Annotated in this window: 17 protein-coding genes and 1 pseudogene; 5 read left to right on the top strand and 13 right to left on the bottom strand. The window is 62.3% G+C overall.

All coding sequences use genetic code 11. The annotated features are described in order from the left end of the window. The first annotated feature begins 10 nt into the window (after window positions 1-10). A complete protein-coding gene (locus LRS56_08740; protein WDU64536.1) occupies window positions 11-1,654 on the top strand; it encodes a diguanylate cyclase in 1,644 nt (547 codons plus the stop codon). 134 nt (window positions 1,655-1,788) lie between these two features. Here the strand turns inward: LRS56_08740 and LRS56_08735 are convergent, their stop codons facing one another. The 7 genes from LRS56_08735 to LRS56_08705 form a co-directional block, all read right to left on the bottom strand. Next, entirely contained in the window at window positions 1,789-3,108 is a 1,320-nt protein-coding gene (locus LRS56_08735; GenBank protein WDU64535.1) for an OprD family porin, read from the bottom strand. A 128-nt stretch (window positions 3,109-3,236) separates the two neighbouring features. Beyond that, the gene (locus tag LRS56_08730) at window positions 3,237-4,070 is read right to left on the bottom strand and encodes a phosphodiesterase (GenBank protein ID WDU64534.1); all 834 of its coding nucleotides are present in this window, start codon (window positions 4,068-4,070) and stop codon (window positions 3,237-3,239) included. Between the two features lie 10 nt (window positions 4,071-4,080). Beyond that, window positions 4,081-5,112, bottom strand: a complete 1,032-nt coding sequence (locus LRS56_08725) for an ABC transporter ATP-binding protein (protein WDU64533.1) — start codon at window positions 5,110-5,112, stop codon at window positions 4,081-4,083. Beyond that, window positions 5,109-5,903: an ABC transporter permease subunit gene (locus tag LRS56_08720; GenBank protein WDU64532.1), complete on the bottom strand. Its 795-nt coding sequence runs from the start codon at window positions 5,901-5,903 to the stop codon at window positions 5,109-5,111. Before LRS56_08720 ends, LRS56_08725 begins: the two co-directional genes overlap by 4 nt. After that, the gene (locus LRS56_08715; protein WDU64531.1) at window positions 5,900-6,718 is read right to left on the bottom strand and encodes an ABC transporter permease; all 819 of its coding nucleotides are present in this window, start codon (window positions 6,716-6,718) and stop codon (window positions 5,900-5,902) included. The genes LRS56_08720 and LRS56_08715 overlap by 4 nt, the downstream gene beginning before the upstream one ends. Then, on the bottom strand, window positions 6,719-7,723 hold the full coding sequence (locus tag LRS56_08710) for an ABC transporter substrate-binding protein (GenBank protein ID WDU64530.1): 1,005 nt from the start codon (window positions 7,721-7,723) through the stop codon (window positions 6,719-6,721). It abuts the gene before it with no gap. Next, on the bottom strand, window positions 7,707-8,726 hold the full coding sequence (locus tag LRS56_08705) for a LacI family DNA-binding transcriptional regulator (GenBank protein WDU64529.1): 1,020 nt from the start codon (window positions 8,724-8,726) through the stop codon (window positions 7,707-7,709). Before LRS56_08705 ends, LRS56_08710 begins: the two co-directional genes overlap by 17 nt. A gap of 352 nt (window positions 8,727-9,078) precedes the next feature. Here LRS56_08705 and LRS56_08700 point away from each other — a divergent pair, with 352 nt between their 5' ends. The 3 genes from LRS56_08700 (at window position 9,079) to LRS56_08690 (ending at window position 12,189) form a co-directional block, all read left to right on the top strand. Continuing rightward, window positions 9,079-10,176 carry a carboxynorspermidine decarboxylase gene (locus tag LRS56_08700; protein WDU64528.1) on the top strand — a complete coding sequence of 366 codons (1,098 nt, stop codon included), beginning with the start codon at window positions 9,079-9,081 and terminating at the stop codon, window positions 10,174-10,176. 28 nt (window positions 10,177-10,204) lie between these two features. Then, complete coding sequence (locus LRS56_08695; GenBank protein WDU64527.1) at window positions 10,205-11,449, top strand: saccharopine dehydrogenase family protein; 1,245 nt, start codon at window positions 10,205-10,207, stop codon at window positions 11,447-11,449. Between the two features lie 500 nt (window positions 11,450-11,949). Then, on the top strand, window positions 11,950-12,189 hold the full coding sequence (locus LRS56_08690; GenBank protein ID WDU64526.1) for a DUF6124 family protein: 240 nt from the start codon (window positions 11,950-11,952) through the stop codon (window positions 12,187-12,189). Between the two features lie 115 nt (window positions 12,190-12,304). Here the strand turns inward: LRS56_08690 and glsB are convergent, their stop codons facing one another. Further along, the gene (glsB, locus tag LRS56_08685; GenBank protein WDU64525.1) at window positions 12,305-13,213 is read right to left on the bottom strand and encodes a glutaminase B; all 909 of its coding nucleotides are present in this window, start codon (window positions 13,211-13,213) and stop codon (window positions 12,305-12,307) included. Window positions 13,214-13,268: 55 nt separating this feature from the next. Further along, window positions 13,269-13,613 (bottom strand): hypothetical protein, encoded by a 345-nt coding sequence (locus LRS56_08680; protein ID WDU64524.1) that lies wholly within the window; start codon window positions 13,611-13,613, stop codon window positions 13,269-13,271. 92 nt (window positions 13,614-13,705) lie between these two features. Here LRS56_08680 and LRS56_08675 point away from each other — a divergent pair, with 92 nt between their 5' ends. Continuing rightward, complete coding sequence (locus tag LRS56_08675) at window positions 13,706-14,041, top strand: hypothetical protein (protein WDU64523.1); 336 nt, start codon at window positions 13,706-13,708, stop codon at window positions 14,039-14,041. Window positions 14,042-14,276: 235 nt separating this feature from the next. Here the strand turns inward: LRS56_08675 and LRS56_08670 are convergent, their stop codons facing one another. The 4 genes and pseudogenes from LRS56_08670 to LRS56_08655 form a co-directional block, all read right to left on the bottom strand. Continuing rightward, the gene (locus LRS56_08670; protein ID WDU64522.1) at window positions 14,277-16,562 is read right to left on the bottom strand and encodes a molybdopterin guanine dinucleotide-containing S/N-oxide reductase; all 2,286 of its coding nucleotides are present in this window, start codon (window positions 16,560-16,562) and stop codon (window positions 14,277-14,279) included. Window positions 16,563-16,564: 2 nt separating this feature from the next. Then, on the bottom strand, window positions 16,565-17,353 hold the full coding sequence (locus LRS56_08665; GenBank protein ID WDU64521.1) for an ABC transporter ATP-binding protein: 789 nt from the start codon (window positions 17,351-17,353) through the stop codon (window positions 16,565-16,567). Continuing rightward, complete coding sequence (locus LRS56_08660; GenBank protein ID WDU64520.1) at window positions 17,347-18,336, bottom strand: ABC transporter permease subunit; 990 nt, start codon at window positions 18,334-18,336, stop codon at window positions 17,347-17,349. The genes LRS56_08665 and LRS56_08660 overlap by 7 nt, the downstream gene beginning before the upstream one ends. After that, a pseudogene (locus tag LRS56_08655) lies at window positions 18,323-19,382 on the bottom strand (ABC transporter substrate-binding protein). Before LRS56_08655 ends, LRS56_08660 begins: the two are co-directional and overlap by 14 nt. Between the last annotated feature and the right edge of the window lies 1 nt (window position 19,383).

Here is a 19,383-nt window from a genome sequence, read left to right as displayed (position 1 = left end):
ATGAGTCCTCATGATCAAAGCCAGCCTGCGCAGTCACCTGACCCTTTGGTTTGCCGGTTTGTCCTTGCTCACACTGTTGAGCGTGGGCTTCTATGTGGGCCATATCGCCACTGAGCAGATGAAGCAGGCCAGCGGCAACACGCTGTTGAGCACCGCCCGCTCCACGGCGGCGCTGTTGGCCGTGCAACTGCGCGAACGACAGTTGGAAGTGTCGTTGCTGAGCAAGGCGCCGTTGTTTCGCCAGGGCAACCTGGACGCTCCGGATATCCTGACCTTGATGGAGTTGCGCACCCAATCGCGCGCCGAGTACGCGTGGATGGGGGTAGCCGACGCCAATGGCCAAGTGCGTCAGGCGGTCAACGGGCTGCTGGTCAATCAGTCGGTGCAGCAGCGGCCATGGTTTCAGGCGGGCATGCGCGGCGAGTACACCGGTGATCCCCATGAAGCCGTGCTGCTGGCCAAGCTCCTGCTGGGGGCGGCCAATGGCGAGCCGTTGCGCTTTATCGATTTCGCCGCGCCGATTCGTAACGCCCAAGGTGAAACCATCGGCGTACTGGGGGCCCATGCGCATTGGCGTTGGGTGACGCAGATCGTCGATTCTGCGGTAATGCAAAAGGATGCCCTGCCGGAGCTGGAGGCCCTGATCGTCGACTTCGACGGCAAAGTGCTCTACCCGCAGGTGCTGGCGGGTGAGCAGATGCCGCCGGCCAACCTGGGCAAGCTCGCGGGGTGGTCCGCCGGCAACGGCTACGTGACCGCATCGGTAGCAGTGCCCAGCCCCTCGAATGCCAAGGTTTCCTGGTACATCATGGTGCGCCAACCCTTGGAGGTGGCGCTGCAACCGGCACGCGTGCTGCTGTACAAGCTGTTGCTGCTGGGAGTGATCGCTGCGGTCGTGTTCGGCCTCGTCGCCTACTACCTGGCCTCCACCCTCAGCCGGCCCATCGAACGTTTGGCCAAATCCGCCAAGCAGGTGCAGGACCATCAACCTGGCGCGGTTTTCCCCCAGGAGCACCGCGTGCTGGAGATTGCCCAACTGGGGCGCTCACTCACCGGGATGACTCAGTCATTGCTCTCCAAGGAACGCGAGCTGCAGGAAGCCAACGCCTCTCTGGAGGCCACCGTCGCCCAACGCACCGCCGACCTCACCCGAGCCAACGCCGACCTGCTGAAACTGGCCACCCATGACGCCCTGACCGGCGTCTACAACCGCCGGCGTTTCGATGAAAAACTCGCCGAAAACAGCCTGTTGTTCCAACGCACCGGCCGCACCTTTGCCCTGCTGCTGATCGACGCGGACAACTTCAAACGGGTCAACGACACCTACGGCCACGCCATCGGCGATGACGTGCTGTGCCAACTGGCAGCATTGATTGAAAGCACCACCCGCGCCACCGACTTTGTCGCACGCTACGGCGGCGAAGAGTTCGCGGTGCTGCTGCCCGAAGTCGAAGAACCGGACAGCCCAGACGTGGTCGCCGAAAAAATCCGTGCAGCCGTGGAGGCTGCACAGTTTCAGGCGGTGGGCCGGGTAACGGTAAGTATCGGCGTAAGCGTGGCCGAGCCTTCGGATCGGGACTCACTGGCGCTGCTCAAGCGAGCGGATATGCGCTTGTACGAAGCCAAGGGCGCAGGCCGAAACCGAGTGGCCTGAGCACTGGCGCGCAATCGTGGCAAGCGCGCTTGTTGTGGCGAGCGAGCTTGCTCGCGTTGGAGTGCGCAGCGCTCCCGCTTTTCTGGGCCTGCTGCGCAGCCCAACGGGAGCAAGCTCCCTCGCCACAAGGGGTGTTACATCAACGGAATCGAGTAACTCACAAACACCCGGTTCTGATCCTGGTCCCGCGCCACTTCACTGCGCGACATGCCGTTACGCCAGCCAAACCCGACGTTCTTGAACGTGCCGCTCTGCACCACGTAATCCAGGGAAATATCCCGCTCCCACTCACTCGCATCGTTGCCGCTGGCAGTGAGGATATGCTCACCCTTCAAGTACATCACCGACGCCTTCAGGCCCGGTACGCCGAGTGACGCGAAGTCATAGGCGTATTGAGCAAAGGCCGTACGTTCGCCCGCCTGGATAAAGGTCTGCACGGTGCGGTCGGTGTAGAGGTACAGGCTGGAGCCGCCCTCCCCTTTGTTCACCAGGCCACCCTGGTTGAGTTGCGCGAAGTTACTGTCGTCCGATACTTGCTGGTAACCCGCGGTAATCGCGTGCGGGCCCAGGGAGTAGATGAACGCGGCGCTCCAGGTATTGTTGTCGATTTCACCGTTGCCGTTCTTGGTATAGCCGCCCAACTTGTAGCCTTCGGCGCGGCCGGCGACAGTGCTGTTTTTGCCGTCGGAGGTGGTCTTGAAGTAGCGCAGGTCGGTCTTCAATGAGCCATAGTCGCCCAACGGCAATACATGAATCAGGCCGGCAAAGTGTTGCTGGTAATAGTCTTCGAGGTTGGCGTAGTAGTACTGGACCAGCAGGTCCTTGGTCACTTGGTAATCGGCACCGGCGTAGTTGAATTTATTGCTTTCCTGGGTGCCGCCCGCTGCCGCCAGGCCACTGCGGTCGCTGGAGCCACGGCCGGTGGTGTGCTGGAGTTGGCCGCCGATCAGGGTGAGGTTGTCGATGTCCTTGCTGGTGACTTGCCCACCTTCGAAAGACTGCGGCAACAGGCGCCCGTCGTTACTCACCAGAATCGGCAGGTTCGGCCGCAGGTAGCCGTAGCGCAGCTCAGTCTTGGCAAACCGCGCCTTGGCCGTCGCACCGCCACGGGCCCAGTTGTCGGCGGCCTTGCCGTCGTCGTTGGGGATCATCGAGCTGCCCACGTGGCGGCCGCCACCGCTGTCCAGGGTCACGCCAAGCATGCCGACGGCGTCCAGGCCGAAGCCCACGGTACCGTCGGTAAAACCCGATTGATAATTGAGGATAAACGCCTGGCCCCACTCTTCAGTCTTCGACGGAGCGGCGGTGCCGTCACGGTTGTCGTTGTTGAAGTAGAAGTTGCGCATGCTCAAGTTGGCTTTGCTGTCGGCAAGGAAATCAGCCGAGGCCAAGGGGCTCAGGGCAATACCCAGGCCGCCGGTCAATACGCTTAATACATTCAAAGTGGCTTTCATCAGGACGAACTCCGGCACGGAATCCAAGTTCCGGGCGCAAAAAATGGACAGTAGGATGCACGCGGCCAAACGTGAGTTGACCGCTGCGTTAACTAACGACTAGTTGCTTAGTTGACCTCCGTGAAACTTCAGTCAATCAATCCTTGAGCGTCATAAAACGGATACGGCCCCGGGTAGTCCCCGAATACGCCGTTGTGGCTGATCAAGCCGTGTTGCGCATCCCAGCGATGCAACAGATAACCCGCCGGCTCCAGGTTGAAATGCGCGGGCGCGGCGTCTTGCAGGTCGAGCACAATCTGATGCGAGGTGCCGGGGCAAACACAGCTGAGGCTGCCACCGAACCGCCGCTGCATCGGGCGGTGCAGGTGGCCGCACAGCAGGCGCTCCACTTGCGGGTGGCGAGCCACCACCTGCTCCAGCGCAGCGGCGTTGACGAAGGGTTCGCGGTCCATATGGCCGATGCCGCTGATAAACGGCGGGTGATGCAAGATCAGCAGCGTGGGCACTTCGGGGCGTAGCGCCAGTTGCTCATCGAGCCACTGCAACTGGCTGTCCAGCAACTGCCCGCCATGGCCACCGGGGATGGTCGAGTCCAGGCCGATCAGGCGCAGCGGGTGCTCGTCCACCACCCAGTCCAACGGGCCATCGGCCGACAGCGGCAGATACGCGTGATCGCGGAACGCATCCAGCATCGGCCCGCGTGTGTCGTGGTTGCCGGGCACCAGGTAGCACGGCATGTTCAGGCGCGCCAGCTCAGGCTGCAGCACGGCGTATTCGTCGGCGCGGCCGAAGTCCACCAGGTCACCGCTGACCACCACGATATCGGGCCGTGGGTGGCTGGCGTTCAGATGGTCGACGGCACGGCGCAACGCGCCCAGGGTATCCACCACCCCATACGTCAGGCGCTGTCCGGCTTTAAGGTGCAGATCGCTGATCTGCGCAACAACAAACGGACGGTTCAAAAGTCGACTCTCAAGCATTCAAGGTGAACAACATGTGCGGCGCGATGGCCAGGGCCATCGGTGTGCCGACGGCGTACAGCTGGTTGTCGCTGCTGTCTACCAACAGCGGCTGCGGGCCGCCCACATCCACCAGCAGACGGCTTTGCGCGCCCTGGAAAAACTGCGCCAGCAGATGGCCGTGCAAGTGCCCCTCGCCCTCCATCACCCGCAGGTGCTCGGGGCGGCAATACACGGTGCCGGGCAGGTTGGCCTCATGCCACGGCAATTCGCCGCCGCAGACTTTCAGGCCATACGCCGAGGGCTCGATCACCGTGAATGCATTGAGGTTGCCGACAAAACCTGCGACGAAGGCATTGGCCGGTTTCTGGTAGATCTCACGCGGGCTGGCCAGCTGCGCAACGCGGCCGTGTTCCATCACCAGGATGCGATCGCCCAGGGCCATGGCTTCGCCCTGGTCATGGGTGACAAACACCGAGGTGATCCCCAGGCCGCGCAGCAGTTGGTCCAGCTCGCTACGCAAACGCTCACGCAGTTGCGCATCCAGGGCTGCCAGCGGTTCGTCCAGCAACAGCACTTTCGGGCGCGGCGCCAGGGCCCGGGCCAATGCCACGCGCTGGCGCTGACCACCGGACAATTCGTGGATGCTGCGTTTGCCGTGTTGCTGCAAGCCCACCAGCTCCAGCAACTCGTCGCAGCGCTTGGTGCGATCCGATGCAGGCACGCCGCGAATCTTCAGGCCGTAGACGATATTGCCGGCCACATCCAGATTGGGGAACAGCGCGTAGTTCTGGAACACCATGCCCACATCGCGGCGTTCGATGGGCAGGCGGGTCACGTCCTGATCACCGAAAAACACCTGGCCCACATCCGGGCGTTCCAACCCTGCGATCAAGCGCAAGGTGGTGGTTTTGCCACAACCGGACGGGCCGAGAATCGCCAGGGTTTCGCCGCCTTCGACGGTCAGGTTCAAGTCATGCACGGCCACAGTGCCGTCGGCGAACGCCTTGCGACAGCCTTGCAGGCGGATAGTGATAGCGGTCATCGACGCTCTCCACGGGACAAACCAGCGCTGATGGCCTGCAACGCAATCAGCAGCGGCACGATCATCAGCAAAAAGATAAGGGTGTAGGCGCTGGCGATTTCCAGGCGCGCCGAGGCGTAGCTGTCGGCCAGGCCCACCGGCAAGGTTTTGGTCATCGGCGTGTGCAGCATCCAGGTCAGGTTGAACTCACCCAGGCTCAGTGTGACCACCATCAACACACCCGCGAGAATCCCTGCCCGGCAGTTGGGCACCACCACGCTGAAAAAGCGCTTGATCGGCCCGGCGCCCAAGCTCGCCGCCGCCTCTTCCAGCACCGGCAAATGCTGGCGTTGCATCACCGCCATCACCGGCCGCACCAGGAATGGCAAGGTGAACAACACATGGCCGACCAGGATAAACAGCCAACTGCTGCGGAACGTGCCGAACTGGCCGTAGGTCAGCAGCAACGCCAGGGCGCTGGCCAAGCCGGGCATCGCCACCGGCAACACCATCAATTCTTCGAAGGCGCGGCTGAAGCGGTTGTTCATACGCACCAAGGCATAGGCCGCCGGCACACCGATCACGCAGACGCATACCGCGCACGCCACGGCCAGTTGCAACGACAACCACACGGTCGGCGAATAGGCTTGCCACACCTGGATCAACCAGTCGAAGGTCAAACCGCTGGACAGCCCCACAAAGAAATTACGCGTGAGCCCAGCAAGCAATGACATCAGCACCGGCACCAACATAAAGGCGCACACCAGCAGGGTGAACAGCAGTTGAACCACAAACAGCGATGAGCGCTTCACAGGACCGTCCCCGCGTTTTTCACCAGACGCCGCGTGAGCAGCAATACCGCCCACGTCACTGCGCCCAGCACCACCGACAACGCGGCGGCGACGGCAAAGTTGGCGTAGTTGGTGAACACGTTGTAGATCGCCACCGGCGTCACGTTCAGGCGTGTGCCCAAGGTGAACGCGGTGCCGAAAGCACCCATCGACGTGGCGAAGCAGATCGCGCCACAGGACGCCAATGCGGGCGCCAGGCCCGGCACTATCACGTCGCACACCACGCGCCAGTGCCCTGCCCCCAGTGAATGCGCGGCTTCTTCCAGGCTGCGGTCGAGGCTCTCGCACGCCGCCATCACCGTGAGAATGACCCGCGGGATCGAGAAGTACAGGTAGCCCACAAACAACCCGGCCAGCGAGTAGGCAAAGATCCAGCGCTCACCCGCCAGTTGCAGCCCCAGGGAGGCCAGCAGGCCCTGGCGCCCCGCCAACAGGATCACCAAAAAGCCCACCACCACCCCGGGAAACGCCAGGGGAAAAGTCAGCAATGCCACCAAGGCCGAGCGCCCGAAGAACTGCTGGCGGGCGAGAAACACGCCGCTGATGCCGCCGATCAACAGCGCCACCAGCGTCACGAAAATCGCCAGCACGCAGGTTTGCGCCAGGCTGCCCAGGTACTGCGCGCTGCTGAGCACCTGCCAATAACCGCTGCCATTGCTGTCGCGGCTCTCGGCGCCGAGCACCATCAGGTGCGCCAGCGGCAGCAGCCAGAACGCGAGCAGCACGGCAAACGCGGGGGCCAGGGCCCACGCGGCCTGTCGGGATGACGCTGCCACTTACTTGACCTCGTTCAGGTAACGGGCGGCGAAGGCTTCCTGCACAGCGGCCATTTTTTCGTAGTCCACCACGCCGGCACGCGCATAGTCGCTGTCGGGCAGGAACTGCGCGGCGACCTCGGCCGGCATTTTCATCGGGCGTACCGGGCGCAAGTAAGCTTTGGCCCACAGCGCCTGGCCTGCATCGGAAAGCACGAAGTCGAGGACTTGTTCGGCATTGGCGCGGTGCGGCGCGTTGGCCACCAGGCTCATCACATACGGCACGCTGATGCTGCCTTCTTTCGGAATCACGAACGCCACATTCGCGTTGTCTTTGTAGCGTGCGCGGTAGGCGTTGAAGTCGTAGTCCACCAGGATCGGCAACTCACCCGACAGCACCCGCGCATACGCGGTTTGCTTGGGCACGATCGGCGCGTTTTTCGCGAGTTTCTGGAAGTAGTCGATGGCCGGGGCGAAGTTGTCCAGGTCGCCGCCCATGGCGCGGTTGATCGCCACCGCCGACACGTAGCCGACGAACGCGCTGGACGGGTCCAGGTAGCCGACCATGCCTTTGTACTCAGGCTTGAGCAGGTCGGCCCAGCTTTGCGGCACGGGCAAGCCGCCAAGGGCGTCGACGTTGACCATGATGCCCAAGGTGCCGGAGTGGATCGCGAACCAGTGGCCGTCAGGGTCTTTCAAGCCTGCGGGAATCTGGTCCCAGCCCTTGGGTTTGTAGCCCTCGACCACACCGGCCTTTTGCGCCTGCAGCCCGAACGTCACGCCGTAGTACACCACGTCCGCCACCGGGGCGGCCTTTTCGGCCACCAGCTGCGCCAGGGACTGGCCGGAGTTTTTGTTGTCCAGCGGCACCTGCACCCCGGTGCTGGTGGCGATAGCCTTGAGCTGGGTGCCCCAGTCGGCCCAATCCGGCGGGCAGTTGTAGCAAATCGCGGTGTCGGCGGCCTGGGCCAGGCTGGCCATACCGCACAGCAGCACAGCTGCCAGGGTTTTACTGAATGCGCGCATCAGGGGTCTCCTCAAGGGGTTGAGTGCTTTCGCCCGGCCGGATATGGCAAGGCAGGCAATGGGAAATCGGGGCGTTGCCGGCGATCTGCGCCAGCAGTTGGTCAATCACCGTGTTGGCCAGCAGCGTGATAGGTTGCACCACGCTGCACAGGGTCGGGTGCATCTGCGTGCCGAGGGCGATGCCGTCAAAGCCCATCACCGACAGCTGCTGCGGCACGTTCCAGGTATTGCGGCGCAGCTCGGCGATCAAACTGATCGCCAGGAAGTCGTTGGAGCACACCAGCGCAGTGGGCGCCTCGGGGCCCTGCAGGAAGGGTTCGATGGCGTTGAATTCGGCCTGGGTGTGCGCCGGCATTTCGATCACCGGGCGGCTTTTGAGGCCGTATTCCTTCATTGCATCGCAATAACCGGCGTAGCGCAGGCGCGCACGGTCGGACTGCAACGCGGGGCCGGCGACCATACTGATGCGCCGGTGCCCCGCTTCCAGCAGATACCGCGTGGCCAACGCCATGCCCGCACGGTTGTCGACCGACACGGCGCTGTAATTGGGATTGCTCGGTTGGTGATACGCCAGCACAAAGGGGGTTTGTTCGGTGTTCAGGCTGCTGAGCACGCTGTTGCTTTCGGCATCGGTGACCGTCAGCACCAGGCCATCGACGCGCTGGCGCAGCAGTTCTTCCACCACAATGCATTCGCGCTCGCTGCTGTAGTCGGTGGTCGCCAGCAACAGGCTGTAGCCACGCAGCCGCGCCGCACGCTCCATGGCCTGGAACTGTTCGGCGAACACCGGGTTGAGCAGGTTGGGCACTACCACACCGATCAACTGGGTGGTTTGCAGGCGCAGTTGGCGGCCGAGCAAGTTGGGGCGAAAGCCCAACTCACGGGCGGCGGCGAACACCTGTTCACGGGTAGCCTGGCGCACCTGGTCGGGGGAGGCAAAGGTCCGGGCGGCGGTGGCGCGGGACACCCCGGCCAGCCGCGCAACGTCTTTCAAATCAGTCATTGTTACTCGCTTGAGATCGATCTCATTGGCGAGGACAGTAACGGTGGAATGTGGCAGTACAGTGGTGGGCAGATGACGGTTTGATGGCAAAAACCTGATGTATACACATTCAAATGTGGGAGCGGGCTTGCTCGCGAATGCAGTGTGTCAGTCAAATATGTATTCACTGAAATACCGCTTTCGCGAGCAAGCCCGCTCCCACAGGGGCCGGTGTCATGCCTATAGATAGTCACACTCCGGAGCTATCCTTGAAACCAAGCGCGCAAAATCCGCCCGCTAACCTTTCGATCTGTTCCAAGTGCGGGCACAATGCGTGTCCTTTTTTGGCAGGCACCGCCGCAGGCTCTCAAAAATGATCAAAACGCCGTACTACCTCATCGATAAACAGAAGCTTCTGGTCAACATGCAGAAGATTGCTTACGTGCGCGAACAGTCCGGCGCCAAGGCCCTGCTGGCGCTCAAGTGCTTCGCCACGTGGTCGGTGTTCGACCTGATGCAGCAATACATGGACGGCACCACGTCGTCGTCGCTGTATGAGTTGAAGCTCGGCCGCCAGAAGTTCGAAGGCGAGGCGCACGCCTACAGCGTGGCCTGGGCTGACGATGAAATCGAAGAGATGCTGGATAACTGCGACAAGATCATCTTCAACTCCATCAGCCAGTTGCAGCGTTTTGCCGAACGCAGCGAAGGCAAGACCCGCGGCCTGCGCGTGAACCCGCAGGTGAGCAGCTCCGACTACCTGCTGGCCGACCCGGCGCGCCCGTTCAGCCGCTTGGGCGAGTGGGACCCGGTGAAGATCGAAGGCGTGATCGAGCAGATTTCCGGCTTCATGTTCCACAACAACTGCGAGAACGGCGATTTCAGCCTGTTCGACAAAATGCTCGGCACCATCGAAGAACGCTTCGGCGCGCTGCTGCACAAGGTCGAGTGGGTCAGCCTCGGCGGCGGCATCCACTTCACCGGTGAAGACTATGCCGTGGACGCGTTCTGCGCCCGCCTGAAGGCGTTCTCCGAGAAGTACGGCGTGCAGGTGTACCTGGAACCCGGCGAAGCTGCGATCACCAACAGCGCCTCGCTGGAAGTGACCGTGCTCGATACCCTCTACAACGGCAAAAACCTCGCCGTGGTAGACAGCTCCATCGAAGCCCACCTGCTGGACCTGCTGATCTACCGCCTCAACGCCAAGCTGGCGCCGAGCGGCGGTGAACACACCGTCATGGTGTGCGGCAAATCCTGCCTGGCCGGGGACATCTTCGGCGAGTATCAATTTGATCGTCCGCTGGCCATCGGCGATCGGCTGTCGTTCATCGACACCGCAGGCTACACCATGGTCAAGAAAAACTGGTTCAACGGCCTGAAAATGCCGTCCATCGTAGTGAAACAACTCGACGGTACAGTCGAAGTGGTTCGTGAATTTGGTTACGACGACTACCTGTCCAGCCTTTCGTAAGCTGGCGGATAAAGGAGAGATAAAGCAATTGAAAAAGAACGTTCTTATCATTGGTGCAGGAGGTGTCGCCAAGGTGGTGGCCCACAAGTGCGCGCAGCACAACGACGAACTCGGTCGTATTGCTATCGCGTCGCGCAACATCTCCAAATGCCAGGCCATCATCGACAGCGTCAAGGCCAAGGGTAGCCTCAAGGTTCCCGCCGACATCCAGGCCTTTGCGCTGAACGCCCTGGACGTGGAAGCGACCAAGGCCCTGATCCGCGAGACCGAATCGCAGATCGTCATCAACGTGGGTTCCGCGTTCCTCAACATGTCGGTACTGCGTGCGTGCATCGACACCGGCGTTGCGTACCTCGACACCGCCATCCACGAAGAGCCGGGCAAGGTCTGCGAGACCCCGCCGTGGTACGGCAACTACGAATGGAACCACCTGCAAGAGTGCAAAGAGAAGAACATCACCGCCATCCTTGGCGTGGGCTTCGACCCGGGTGTCGTCAACGCGTATGCCGCGCTGGCGCAGCAACAGCATTTCGACCGCATTGATTCGATCGACATTCTCGACGTCAATGCCGGCAGCCACGGCAAATACTTTGCCACCAACTTCGACCCGGAAATCAACTTCCGCGAGTTCACCGGGCAGGTGTGGAGCTGGCAGAACAGCCAGTGGACCAGCAACACCATGTTCGAAGTCAAACGCACCGACGACCTGCCGGTCGTCGGTTCGCAGAACCTCTACCTGACCGGCCACGATGAAGTGCACTCGCTGTCGAAAAACCTCGACGTGCCCAACGTGCGTTTCTGGATGAGCTTCGGCGAACACTACATCAACGTGTTTACCGTGCTGAAAAACCTCGGCCTGCTCTCCGAAAAACCGGTCACCACCGCCGAAGGTCTGGAAGTGGTGCCGTTGAAAGTGGTCAAGGCCGTACTGCCTGACCCGTCGTCGCTGGCACCGGGCTACACCGGCAAGACCTGCATCGGTGACCTGGTCAAAGGCACCAAAGGCGGCCAACCACGTGAGATGTTCATCTACAACGTGGCGTGCCATGAAGAAGCCTTTGCCGAGACCGACAGCCAGGGCATCTCCTACACCGCAGGCGTGCCACCCGTGGCCGCTGCGCTGCTGGTAGCGCGTGGCGAGTGGGATGTGAAGCACATGGCCAACGTCGAGGAACTGCCGGCTGAGCCGTTCCTCAAGGCGCTGGACGTGATGGGCTTGCCGACGCGGATCAAGGATGAGCACGGCGACCGTGCGTGGGATGCAATTGCCTGAATAGGCGGTAGCTGACCGAACAAAAAAATGCGCCCTCAGGGGCGCATTTTTTGTTTGGGCGTACACAGTTTCCAAACCGGATGAAGATCTAAATGTGGGAGCGGGCTTGCTCGCGAAGGCGGTATGTCAGTCAACCCATTCGGTCCTGACCCACCGCTTTCGCGAGCAAGCCCGCTCCCACAGGGATAGCACTTCGCCCAAGACTCTCGGAGTTTTCCCACGACTGTTTCAGGTTGTGGCTCGGAACGCGGCTGACTAACCTCTGTGCCGTCGCTGCCAATTCAGCGACCGGATTTGACCGTCCGACTCCCAAGTACATCTGTGCCATATCGAATCAGGCGTTTTTTTTACGTCTGCTGTATCGTGTCGCGGCAGCTGTACGCGGGATACCTTCGGGTATGCCGGGCTCCTTGGGACCGGTCGGTCAACCCGCGTATAGCTGCCACCCTAATTCGTTTGACCGCGAACAGTGGCAGCTCCATTTCCCTTGGAGTTTCGCCATGATCAAAGACACCCCCAATCCCCCCGAAACACTCTTCACCGTGCGCCCCGATCTCGGCACGGAAACCCTGCTGGTCAACGCCTCCCAAGACCTGGCCTCCATCAGCGAGATCGCCAGCCACCTGGCGTTTGAAATCGACGGCCCTCAACGCAATGTCGCGCTGGGCATCTGCCGAATGCTCGAAAGTGTGCAACTGCTGGTAGACAAGGCCCTGAACGTGGCACATCCGGCCGCCTGAGATGGACGAGATAAAGCGCCTCCGGGGCCTTGCTCCTGATGCTAGATCTGTTCGTAAAGCCGCGTAACGCCTGATCAGCAAGGGGGTTCAGGCGTCTACGCCAACCCCCTCGCCGTCAAAACACCGACCACCCAATCCGCTCACTCAACAACTCCAACGCCTTCATCCCCGCCAGCGAATTCCCCGCCGCGTTCAACTCCGGCGACCACACGCACACCGTGAACTGCCCCGGCACCACCGCAACAATCCCACCGCCTACCCCACTTTTACCCGGCAACCCCACGCGATAGGCAAAATTGCCCGCCTCGTCATACAGCCCGCTGGTGGCCATGATCGAGTTGACTTGCTTGGTCTGGCGCGCGCTCAACACCTGTTCGCCGCTGTGGGCACTCACGCCCTCGTTGGCCAGGAAGCTGAAGGCGCGGGCCAGGTCCAGGCAGCTCATTTGCAGCGCGCAGTAGTTGAAGTAGCTGTGCAGCACCGCGTCCACGTCGTTGTGGAAGTTGCCGAAGGATTTCATCAGGTAGGCCATGGCCGCATTTCGCGCACCGTGTTGCGCCTCGGAGTCGGCGACCACGCTGTTGACCAGGATCTGCGAGTTGCCCGAAAGGCGCCGCACAAAGTCGCGCATCGACAGGATCGGCACGGCAAAGCGCGACTGGTTGATGTCGCAGATCACCAGCGCGCCGGCGTTGATAAACGGGTTGCGCGGGCGGCCGCGTTCGAACTCCAGCTGCACCATGGAATTGAACGGCTGCCCGGAAGGCTCGTGGCCCAGGCGTTCCCAGATGGTTTCGCCGCCGTGGTCGATGGCCTGCACCAGGCTGAAGACCTTGGAGATGCTCTGCACCGAGAACAGGGTCTCGGCGTCCCCGGCGCAATAGGCCGAGCCGTCGTTGCCGTACACCGCGATGCCGAGTTGGTTGGCGGGTACATCGGCCAGTGCGGGAATATAGTCGGCGACTTTGCCTTGGCCGATCAGTGGGCGAACTTCGTCGAGGATCGACTCGAGAAGCGCCTGCATGTCTTGTCCTGTCATCTGTGTTTGAATCGGTAGGAAGCGGGCCGCGGAGGATACTTCAATGCGCCCGAAACCCCCACACTATCTCCACCACGCGCTCGGCAATCACCAGATAAACCAGGATCAACAACAGCTGCAATGCCAGGTGATAGCGCAACTTGGCCAGCCGGCGAATGCCATCGCTGATATTCAACAGCATCAACACCGCCGACAGGATAATCAGGCCCCAGCCCGCGACGTTCGAGGCGAACACGCCGACGAACAGCTCACGTTGCCCCAGCACCGTATTAGTCCCCGCCGCAAACAGCAGCGCGCACACCAGCAGGTTCTTCACGTTGTCGAAGATCTGCGTGCTCAGGTCGTTTTCCAGCAAGGCCATATAGCGTTTCCATAACGTGTGCATGGGTCAGTACCGGGTAGGGATCGCTCGTCAATCAAAGTAGTCCAATAGCCCGTACACTGCACCGCTGCGCTTACTCCATAAGGGATTTCTGCATGAAATTGATAATCGGCCTGGCCGCTTTGCTGTTGGTATCGGCTTGCACCACCACCCCGCCTGCCCAGGACTCCACCGCATCCACTTGCCTGGCGGGCGGCGGCACCATGAAACAAGTGGGCAAGTTACAGCGCTGGAAATGCATCACGCCCTACAAGGATGCGGGCAAGGCGTGCACCGATTCGAGCCAGTGTGAAGGCGAGTGCCAGACCAGTGTCACCACCCAGTCCGGCAACGGCCCCGTGACCGGCGCGTGCCAGGTGGATAACGCGCACTTCGGCTGCTCGGCGCGGGTGGAGAAAGGCCAGTTGGGCCGGGCGATTTGTGTGGACTGAATACATGTGAGAGAAGCATTGCTCCGATTGCCATAGGTATCGACACAACGTTAAAAGCAGACACCTACCCCCTGTGGCGAGCGGGCTTGCCCGCGTTGGGCTGCGCAGCGGCCCCAAAACCCAACACTGAGTTCTTTCAGGAAAACTTGAGTGCCTTTACTGGGGCCGCTTCGCGCCCCAACGCGGGCAAGCCCGCTCGCCACAACGGCTCATCCGCCGCCGGGCACCATTGAGCTTAAAGAGGCAAGCCGGCCTTGAACACCGGCGGCACGAACGCCGTCACGTCCGGCAGCGGCTGATCCCACTTCACCACCTCCACCGTCGCGGTCTGCGCCGAGCAGCCTTGGGACAGGCTGGAGGCGCCGATATCGGCGGTGATCATATTCGGGTTGCCGTGCTTGTCGAGGCTGTTGCGTTGCCCCGGCGTCTGCGGGTCAAACCAGGCACCGGTGGCGATTTGCACCACGCCCGGGCGAATGTCGGCAGACACCCTCACCCCCGCCAGGAACGCGCCGCGGTCGTTGAACACCTTGACCACATCCCCATCGACAATGCCGCGTGCGCGGGCGTCGTGCTCGCTGATGGTCATGGGTTCGCGCTGCTGGATTTTCGAGGCGCGGCTATAGCTGCCATGGTCGTACTGGCTGTGCAGGCGCGTCTTGGGTTGGTTCGACAGCAGGTGCAGCGGGTAGTCGGGCACGGGTTTGTCCAGCCACACCGGGTGGCCGGGGCAGTCGGCATAACCGAAGCCGGCGATGCGCTCGGAGAAGATCTCGATGCGCCCCGAAGGCGTCGGCAAGGGGTGGGCCAGCGGGTCATCGCGAAAGGCCTTGAGCAGCACCGTATCGGTGTCGGGATAGGCCACTTCGAACACCCCGTCACGCCAAAAATCCTCAAAGCCCGGCAGCTCAATGCCGTGTTCCTCGGCGCGCCCACGCGACTCATCGTAGATAAACCGCAGCCATTGCTCGGCATCGCGGCCTTCGGTGAAGGTGTCGGCGAAGCCCAGCCGCTCGGCGATATCGGCAAAGATCGAGTAGTCGTCCCGTGCCTGCCCCACCGGGTCGATGGCTTGCTGCATCGCCAGCATGAAACGGTCCGAGGCGGAGCTGCCGATGTCGTTGCGTTCCAGGGCGGTGGTGGCCGGCAGCACAATGTCCGAGTACTTGGCTTGGGCGGTCCAGTACTGTTCGTGCACGATCAGGGTTCGCGGCTTTTTCCAGGCTTCGAGCAGGCGATTCAAGTCTTGGTGATGGTGAAAAATATTGCCGCCCGCCCAGTACACCAGGTGGATGTCCGGGTACGCCTGGCGCTTGCCGTTGTAGTCGAACGCCGCGCCGGGGTTGAGCAGCATATCGGTGACGCGTGCCACCGGGATAAAGCTCTTCACCGGGTTGAGCCCCTGGGCAAAACGCGGCCCGGAAAACCCCTTGCGACCGCTGCCGGTGTTGTTCATGCAACCGTAGCCCAGGCCAAAACCGCCGCCGGGCAAGCCGATCTGCCCGAGCAGCGCGGCCAGGGTCACGGTCATCCAGAACGGCTGTTCGCCGTGCACGGCGCGTTGCAGCGAATAGGCGATGTTGATCATCGTGCGCTGGCGGCCCATCTGCCGGGCCAGGTCAGCGATCTGCTGCGCAGGAATGTCAGTGAGTGCCTCAGCCCATATCGGGTCTTTCGGCTGGCCATCGAGCGTGCCCAGCACGTACTCGCGAAAGCGTTCAAAGCCGACGGTGTAGCGCTGGATAAACGCCTCGTTGTGCAGCCCCTCGTTCACCAGCACATAGGCCAGCGCCAGCATCAACGCGGTGTCGCTGCCAGGGCGAATCGGCAGCCATTGGTTAAGCGCCGGGCCGCTGAGGTCGTCGCGCAACGGGCTGATATTGACGAACTGCACACCGGCAGCCGACATCGCCGCCAACGCCTCGCTCAACAGGTGGTCGCTGGCGCCACCGGGGCTGGTCTGGGCGTTTTTGGCCGGCAGGCCGCCAAAGGCCACGAACAGTTCGCAATGCTCGGCCAGGTTCTTCCACGAGGTGTGCGCCGCCAGCAGCCAATCCATATTGCCGACAATATGCGGCATCAATACCCGCCCGGCGCCGAGGCTGTAGCTGTCGGTGCTGGCGACATAGCCGCCATAGAGGTTGAGGAAGCGATGCAACTGGCTTTGCGCATGGTGAAAGCGCCCCGCGCTGCCCCAGCCGTAGCTGCCGCCATAGATCGCCTGGTTGCCGTGCTCGGCCTTGACCCGTTTCAGCTCAGCCGCCACCAGATCCAGGGCGACCTCCCAGGACACTTCGACAAATGGCTCCTGGCCGCGCAACTCCGGGTGCGCGCCCGGCTCGGCCAGGTAGCTGCGTCGTACGGCGGGGCGCAGGATACGCGTCGGCGAGGTAATCGCCTCGGGGATCGACGCGCCGATGGGCGACGGGTCTTTATCCCACTCGGCCGGGGCCATCGACACCAGCTTGCCGTCGACCACCTGCGGGCGGTACGCGCCCCAATGCAATGATGTGAACGTCATGACTACCAGCTTTCTCCCAGCCCCAGCAGCCCGAGTATCTGCCGCCGCAGGTCCACCAGATAAGGATCGTCGCGGTGTCGAGGATACGGCCTATCGATGCTCAATTGCGCCTGGATTTTTGCCGGTCGGTCGCTGAACACAATCACCCGGTTGGCCAGCAACAAGGCTTCTTCCACATCGTGGGTCACCAGCAACGCCGTGTAGCCCTGGCGTTGCCACAAATCGATCAGCTCTTTTTGCATGGTGATGCGCGTCAGCGAGTCGAGTTTGCCCAGGGGTTCATCGAGGATCAGCAAGCGCGGCTGGTTGACCAACGCCCGGGCCAGCGCAACCCGTTGCGCCATACCGCCGGAGAGTTGCCGAGGGTAAGCGCGGGCGAAGTGGCTGAGGCCGACTTTTTCCAGGGCCTCATCGACCTTGGCCGCATGGGTCTTGAGCAGGCCCTGGGCTTGGAGGCCAATGGCGACGTTGTCCCACACACGTCGCCACGGATACAGGGTCGGGTCCTGGAACACCACCACGCGGCTCGGGTCCGGACCGAGAATGGGCTCGCCGTCGGCCAGCAACCGGCCGGAGTCAGCCGGCTCCAAACCGGCCACCAAGCGCAGCAAGGTGGACTTGCCGCACCCCGAAGGCCCGAGCAACGCCACAAACTCGCCGGGCGCAACCTCCAGCGATACCTGTTCCAGCACCGGCAGGTGCTGGCCGTCCAGGGCAAAACCATGGCTGAGGTTTTCAATGCGCAGTGCCAATCCCGTTGAAGCCTCTACTGCCTGTGCCAGGGCTACCATTTCATCGTTCCTTTCTGCCAGGCCAACAACCGGTCACGCACCAGAAACAACCCGGTGATCAACCCCGAACACGCCAGCGCCATAATCAGCAAAGCGGCGTACATATTCGCGTAGGCCGCCCAACCCTGGGCCCATTGCAGGTACCAGCCAATGCCGGATTTAACGCCCATCATCTCCGCCACCACCAGCGTGGAAAACGACGCGCCAAGGCCCATGAACAGGCCGACGAACACATGGGGCAACGCGGCGGGAATCGCCACGTTGAAAATCAGAAAACCTTGCTTGGCACCCAGGGTGCGCGCCACGTCGTAATAAGCTTTATCGACGCTGGCCACACCGGACCAGGTCAGCACCGTGACCGGAAACCAGGTGGCCAGGGCGATCAAAAATACGCTGGCACTCCAACTGCTGGGAAACAGGAAAAAGCACAGCGGCAACAATGCCGTCGACGGCACCGGGCCGAGGATGCGCAGCACCGGGTGCAGCCAATAGCCGATGCGCGTGGACCAACCGATGGCCACGCCCGCGACAAACCCGGTGGCCGCCCCCAACGCCACGCCCGACCCCAGCAGCAAGGCCGAATGCAACAGGCTGTCGGCCAGGCGTGCATAGTCTTCGACATACACCGCCAGCAGCGCCTGGGGCGGTGCAAAAAACGGCACCGGCAACAACGCCAGTTTGGCAGTGAGCAACTCCCAGATCGCCAGCAACCCCGGCAAGGCGATCAGCCAGGGCGCGGCATTGTGCAGGCGCCGTCCCAGCGTCGACACCTGGCGGCCCACCAGGCTCAGCACCATGAACAACGCCGCCACACCCACGCACAGGTTGGCCAGACCCTGGGTCATCGGCCAATTGCGCACCGCGTTGGGCCAATAGCTGATCAACAGCGCCACGGCCACCCAGGCCGCGACCACCGCTGCGCCCTGCCAGCCAACCTTGAGCGCCACGGGCGGGTTGAGGGTTGTTGCGTCAGCTGAAGACATCGGCGGTGATCTCCTTGGCAAACTCCAGCGGGTCGGTGCCCTTGCTGATCACTTCCACGGTTTTCAGGTCGGTGACGTAGGTGGTGATTTCCTGGGTCAGCGCCGCGCCGACGGCATGGTGGCCGTGGGTGTGGTCGTGGAGAATCGCCTGCACTTCTTCAGTAGAGGTGTTCAGCGAATACGCCTGGAAGCCCTTGGCAACGGCCTCCGGGTGCTGCACGGAATAGTCGTGGGCTTCCAGAATCGCCTGGGTCAACGCAGCAACTACGCGTTTGTCTTCACGCACCAATTTGCCAGTGACGCCGACCACGCAGCAGCTGAGGTTGGCGTATTCCTCCACCAGGTTGGTGGACAATTCCCGCGCCACACCGGACTTGATCAGGCGGTACATGAACGGGTCGCTGCCGCTCACCGCCTGTACTTCGCCACGCTCCAGCGCAGTGCCCAGCAGGTCGGCCGGGTACAGGCGCCACTCCACGTCGCGCACCGGGTCCACGCCATGCTTTTTCAGCAGGATCGAGAAGAAATTGCGGTCGGGGCTGGCCATGTCGGTCACGCCGATGGCCTTGCCTTTGAGGTCTTCGAGTTTGGTCACGCCACCCTTCACTGCACTGAGCAAACGCAGGCAGCCGCCATGGGTGCCGGCGGTGAGTTTTACGTCAAAACCCTGCTCCAGCGCCTTGAGCCAGCGCAGCGCCATGCCCACGCCGGCATCGGCCTTGCCGGTAGCGATGGCTTCCAGCAGCACCTCGGTGGAGTTGCCGAAGTTGACCAGTTCCACGTCCAGATTGTGCTGGGTGAAGAAGCCCTGCCCGTGGGCGATCACGACCGGGGCCAGGCACACGGCGTTAAGGTTGACCGCCAGTTTCAGTTTGCGCGGCGCGTCGAGGGCGGATGAACTCGCCGGTGCCGGCGGGCTCCTGCGGCATGTTGTGGCCGGCGTGCTCGTCGGCGGCGAAGGCAAAGCGTGGCAGCGACAGGCTGGCCAGGGAGATACCGGCCAGGCCAAGCAGGCGGCGGCGGGTTAAATGATCAAATGTGGCCATG

It is taken from the genome of Pseudomonas poae, from assembly GCA_028869255.1.
Classification (GTDB): Bacteria; Pseudomonadota; Gammaproteobacteria; order Pseudomonadales; family Pseudomonadaceae; genus Aquipseudomonas; species Aquipseudomonas poae_C.
Note: the sequence above shows the minus strand (reverse complement) of the source record. Positions and strands in the feature narration are given on the sequence as shown.

Excerpts from the sequence above, each read along its gene's own strand:
- LRS56_08740 (WDU64536.1), top strand. The coding sequence starts at position 11 with ATGATCAAAGCCAGCCTGCGCAGTCACCTGACCCTTTGGTTTGCCGGT.
- LRS56_08735 (WDU64535.1), bottom strand. The coding sequence starts at position 3,108 with ATGAAAGCCACTTTGAATGTATTAAGCGTATTGACCGGCGGCCTGGGT.
- LRS56_08725 (WDU64533.1), bottom strand. The coding sequence starts at position 5,112 with ATGACCGCTATCACTATCCGCCTGCAAGGCTGTCGCAAGGCGTTCGCC.
- LRS56_08710 (WDU64530.1), bottom strand. The coding sequence starts at position 7,723 with ATGCGCGCATTCAGTAAAACCCTGGCAGCTGTGCTGCTGTGCGGTATG.
- LRS56_08705 (WDU64529.1), bottom strand. The coding sequence starts at position 8,726 with ATGACTGATTTGAAAGACGTTGCGCGGCTGGCCGGGGTGTCCCGCGCC.
- LRS56_08700 (WDU64528.1), top strand. The coding sequence starts at position 9,079 with ATGATCAAAACGCCGTACTACCTCATCGATAAACAGAAGCTTCTGGTC.
- LRS56_08690 (WDU64526.1), top strand. The coding sequence starts at position 11,950 with ATGATCAAAGACACCCCCAATCCCCCCGAAACACTCTTCACCGTGCGC.
- glsB (WDU64525.1), bottom strand. The coding sequence starts at position 13,213 with ATGCAGGCGCTTCTCGAGTCGATCCTCGACGAAGTTCGCCCACTGATC.
- LRS56_08680 (WDU64524.1), bottom strand. The coding sequence starts at position 13,613 with ATGCACACGTTATGGAAACGCTATATGGCCTTGCTGGAAAACGACCTG.
- LRS56_08675 (WDU64523.1), top strand. The coding sequence starts at position 13,706 with ATGAAATTGATAATCGGCCTGGCCGCTTTGCTGTTGGTATCGGCTTGC.
- LRS56_08670 (WDU64522.1), bottom strand. The coding sequence starts at position 16,562 with ATGACGTTCACATCATTGCATTGGGGCGCGTACCGCCCGCAGGTGGTC.
- LRS56_08665 (WDU64521.1), bottom strand. The coding sequence starts at position 17,353 with ATGGTAGCCCTGGCACAGGCAGTAGAGGCTTCAACGGGATTGGCACTG.
- LRS56_08660 (WDU64520.1), bottom strand. The coding sequence starts at position 18,336 with ATGTCTTCAGCTGACGCAACAACCCTCAACCCGCCCGTGGCGCTCAAG.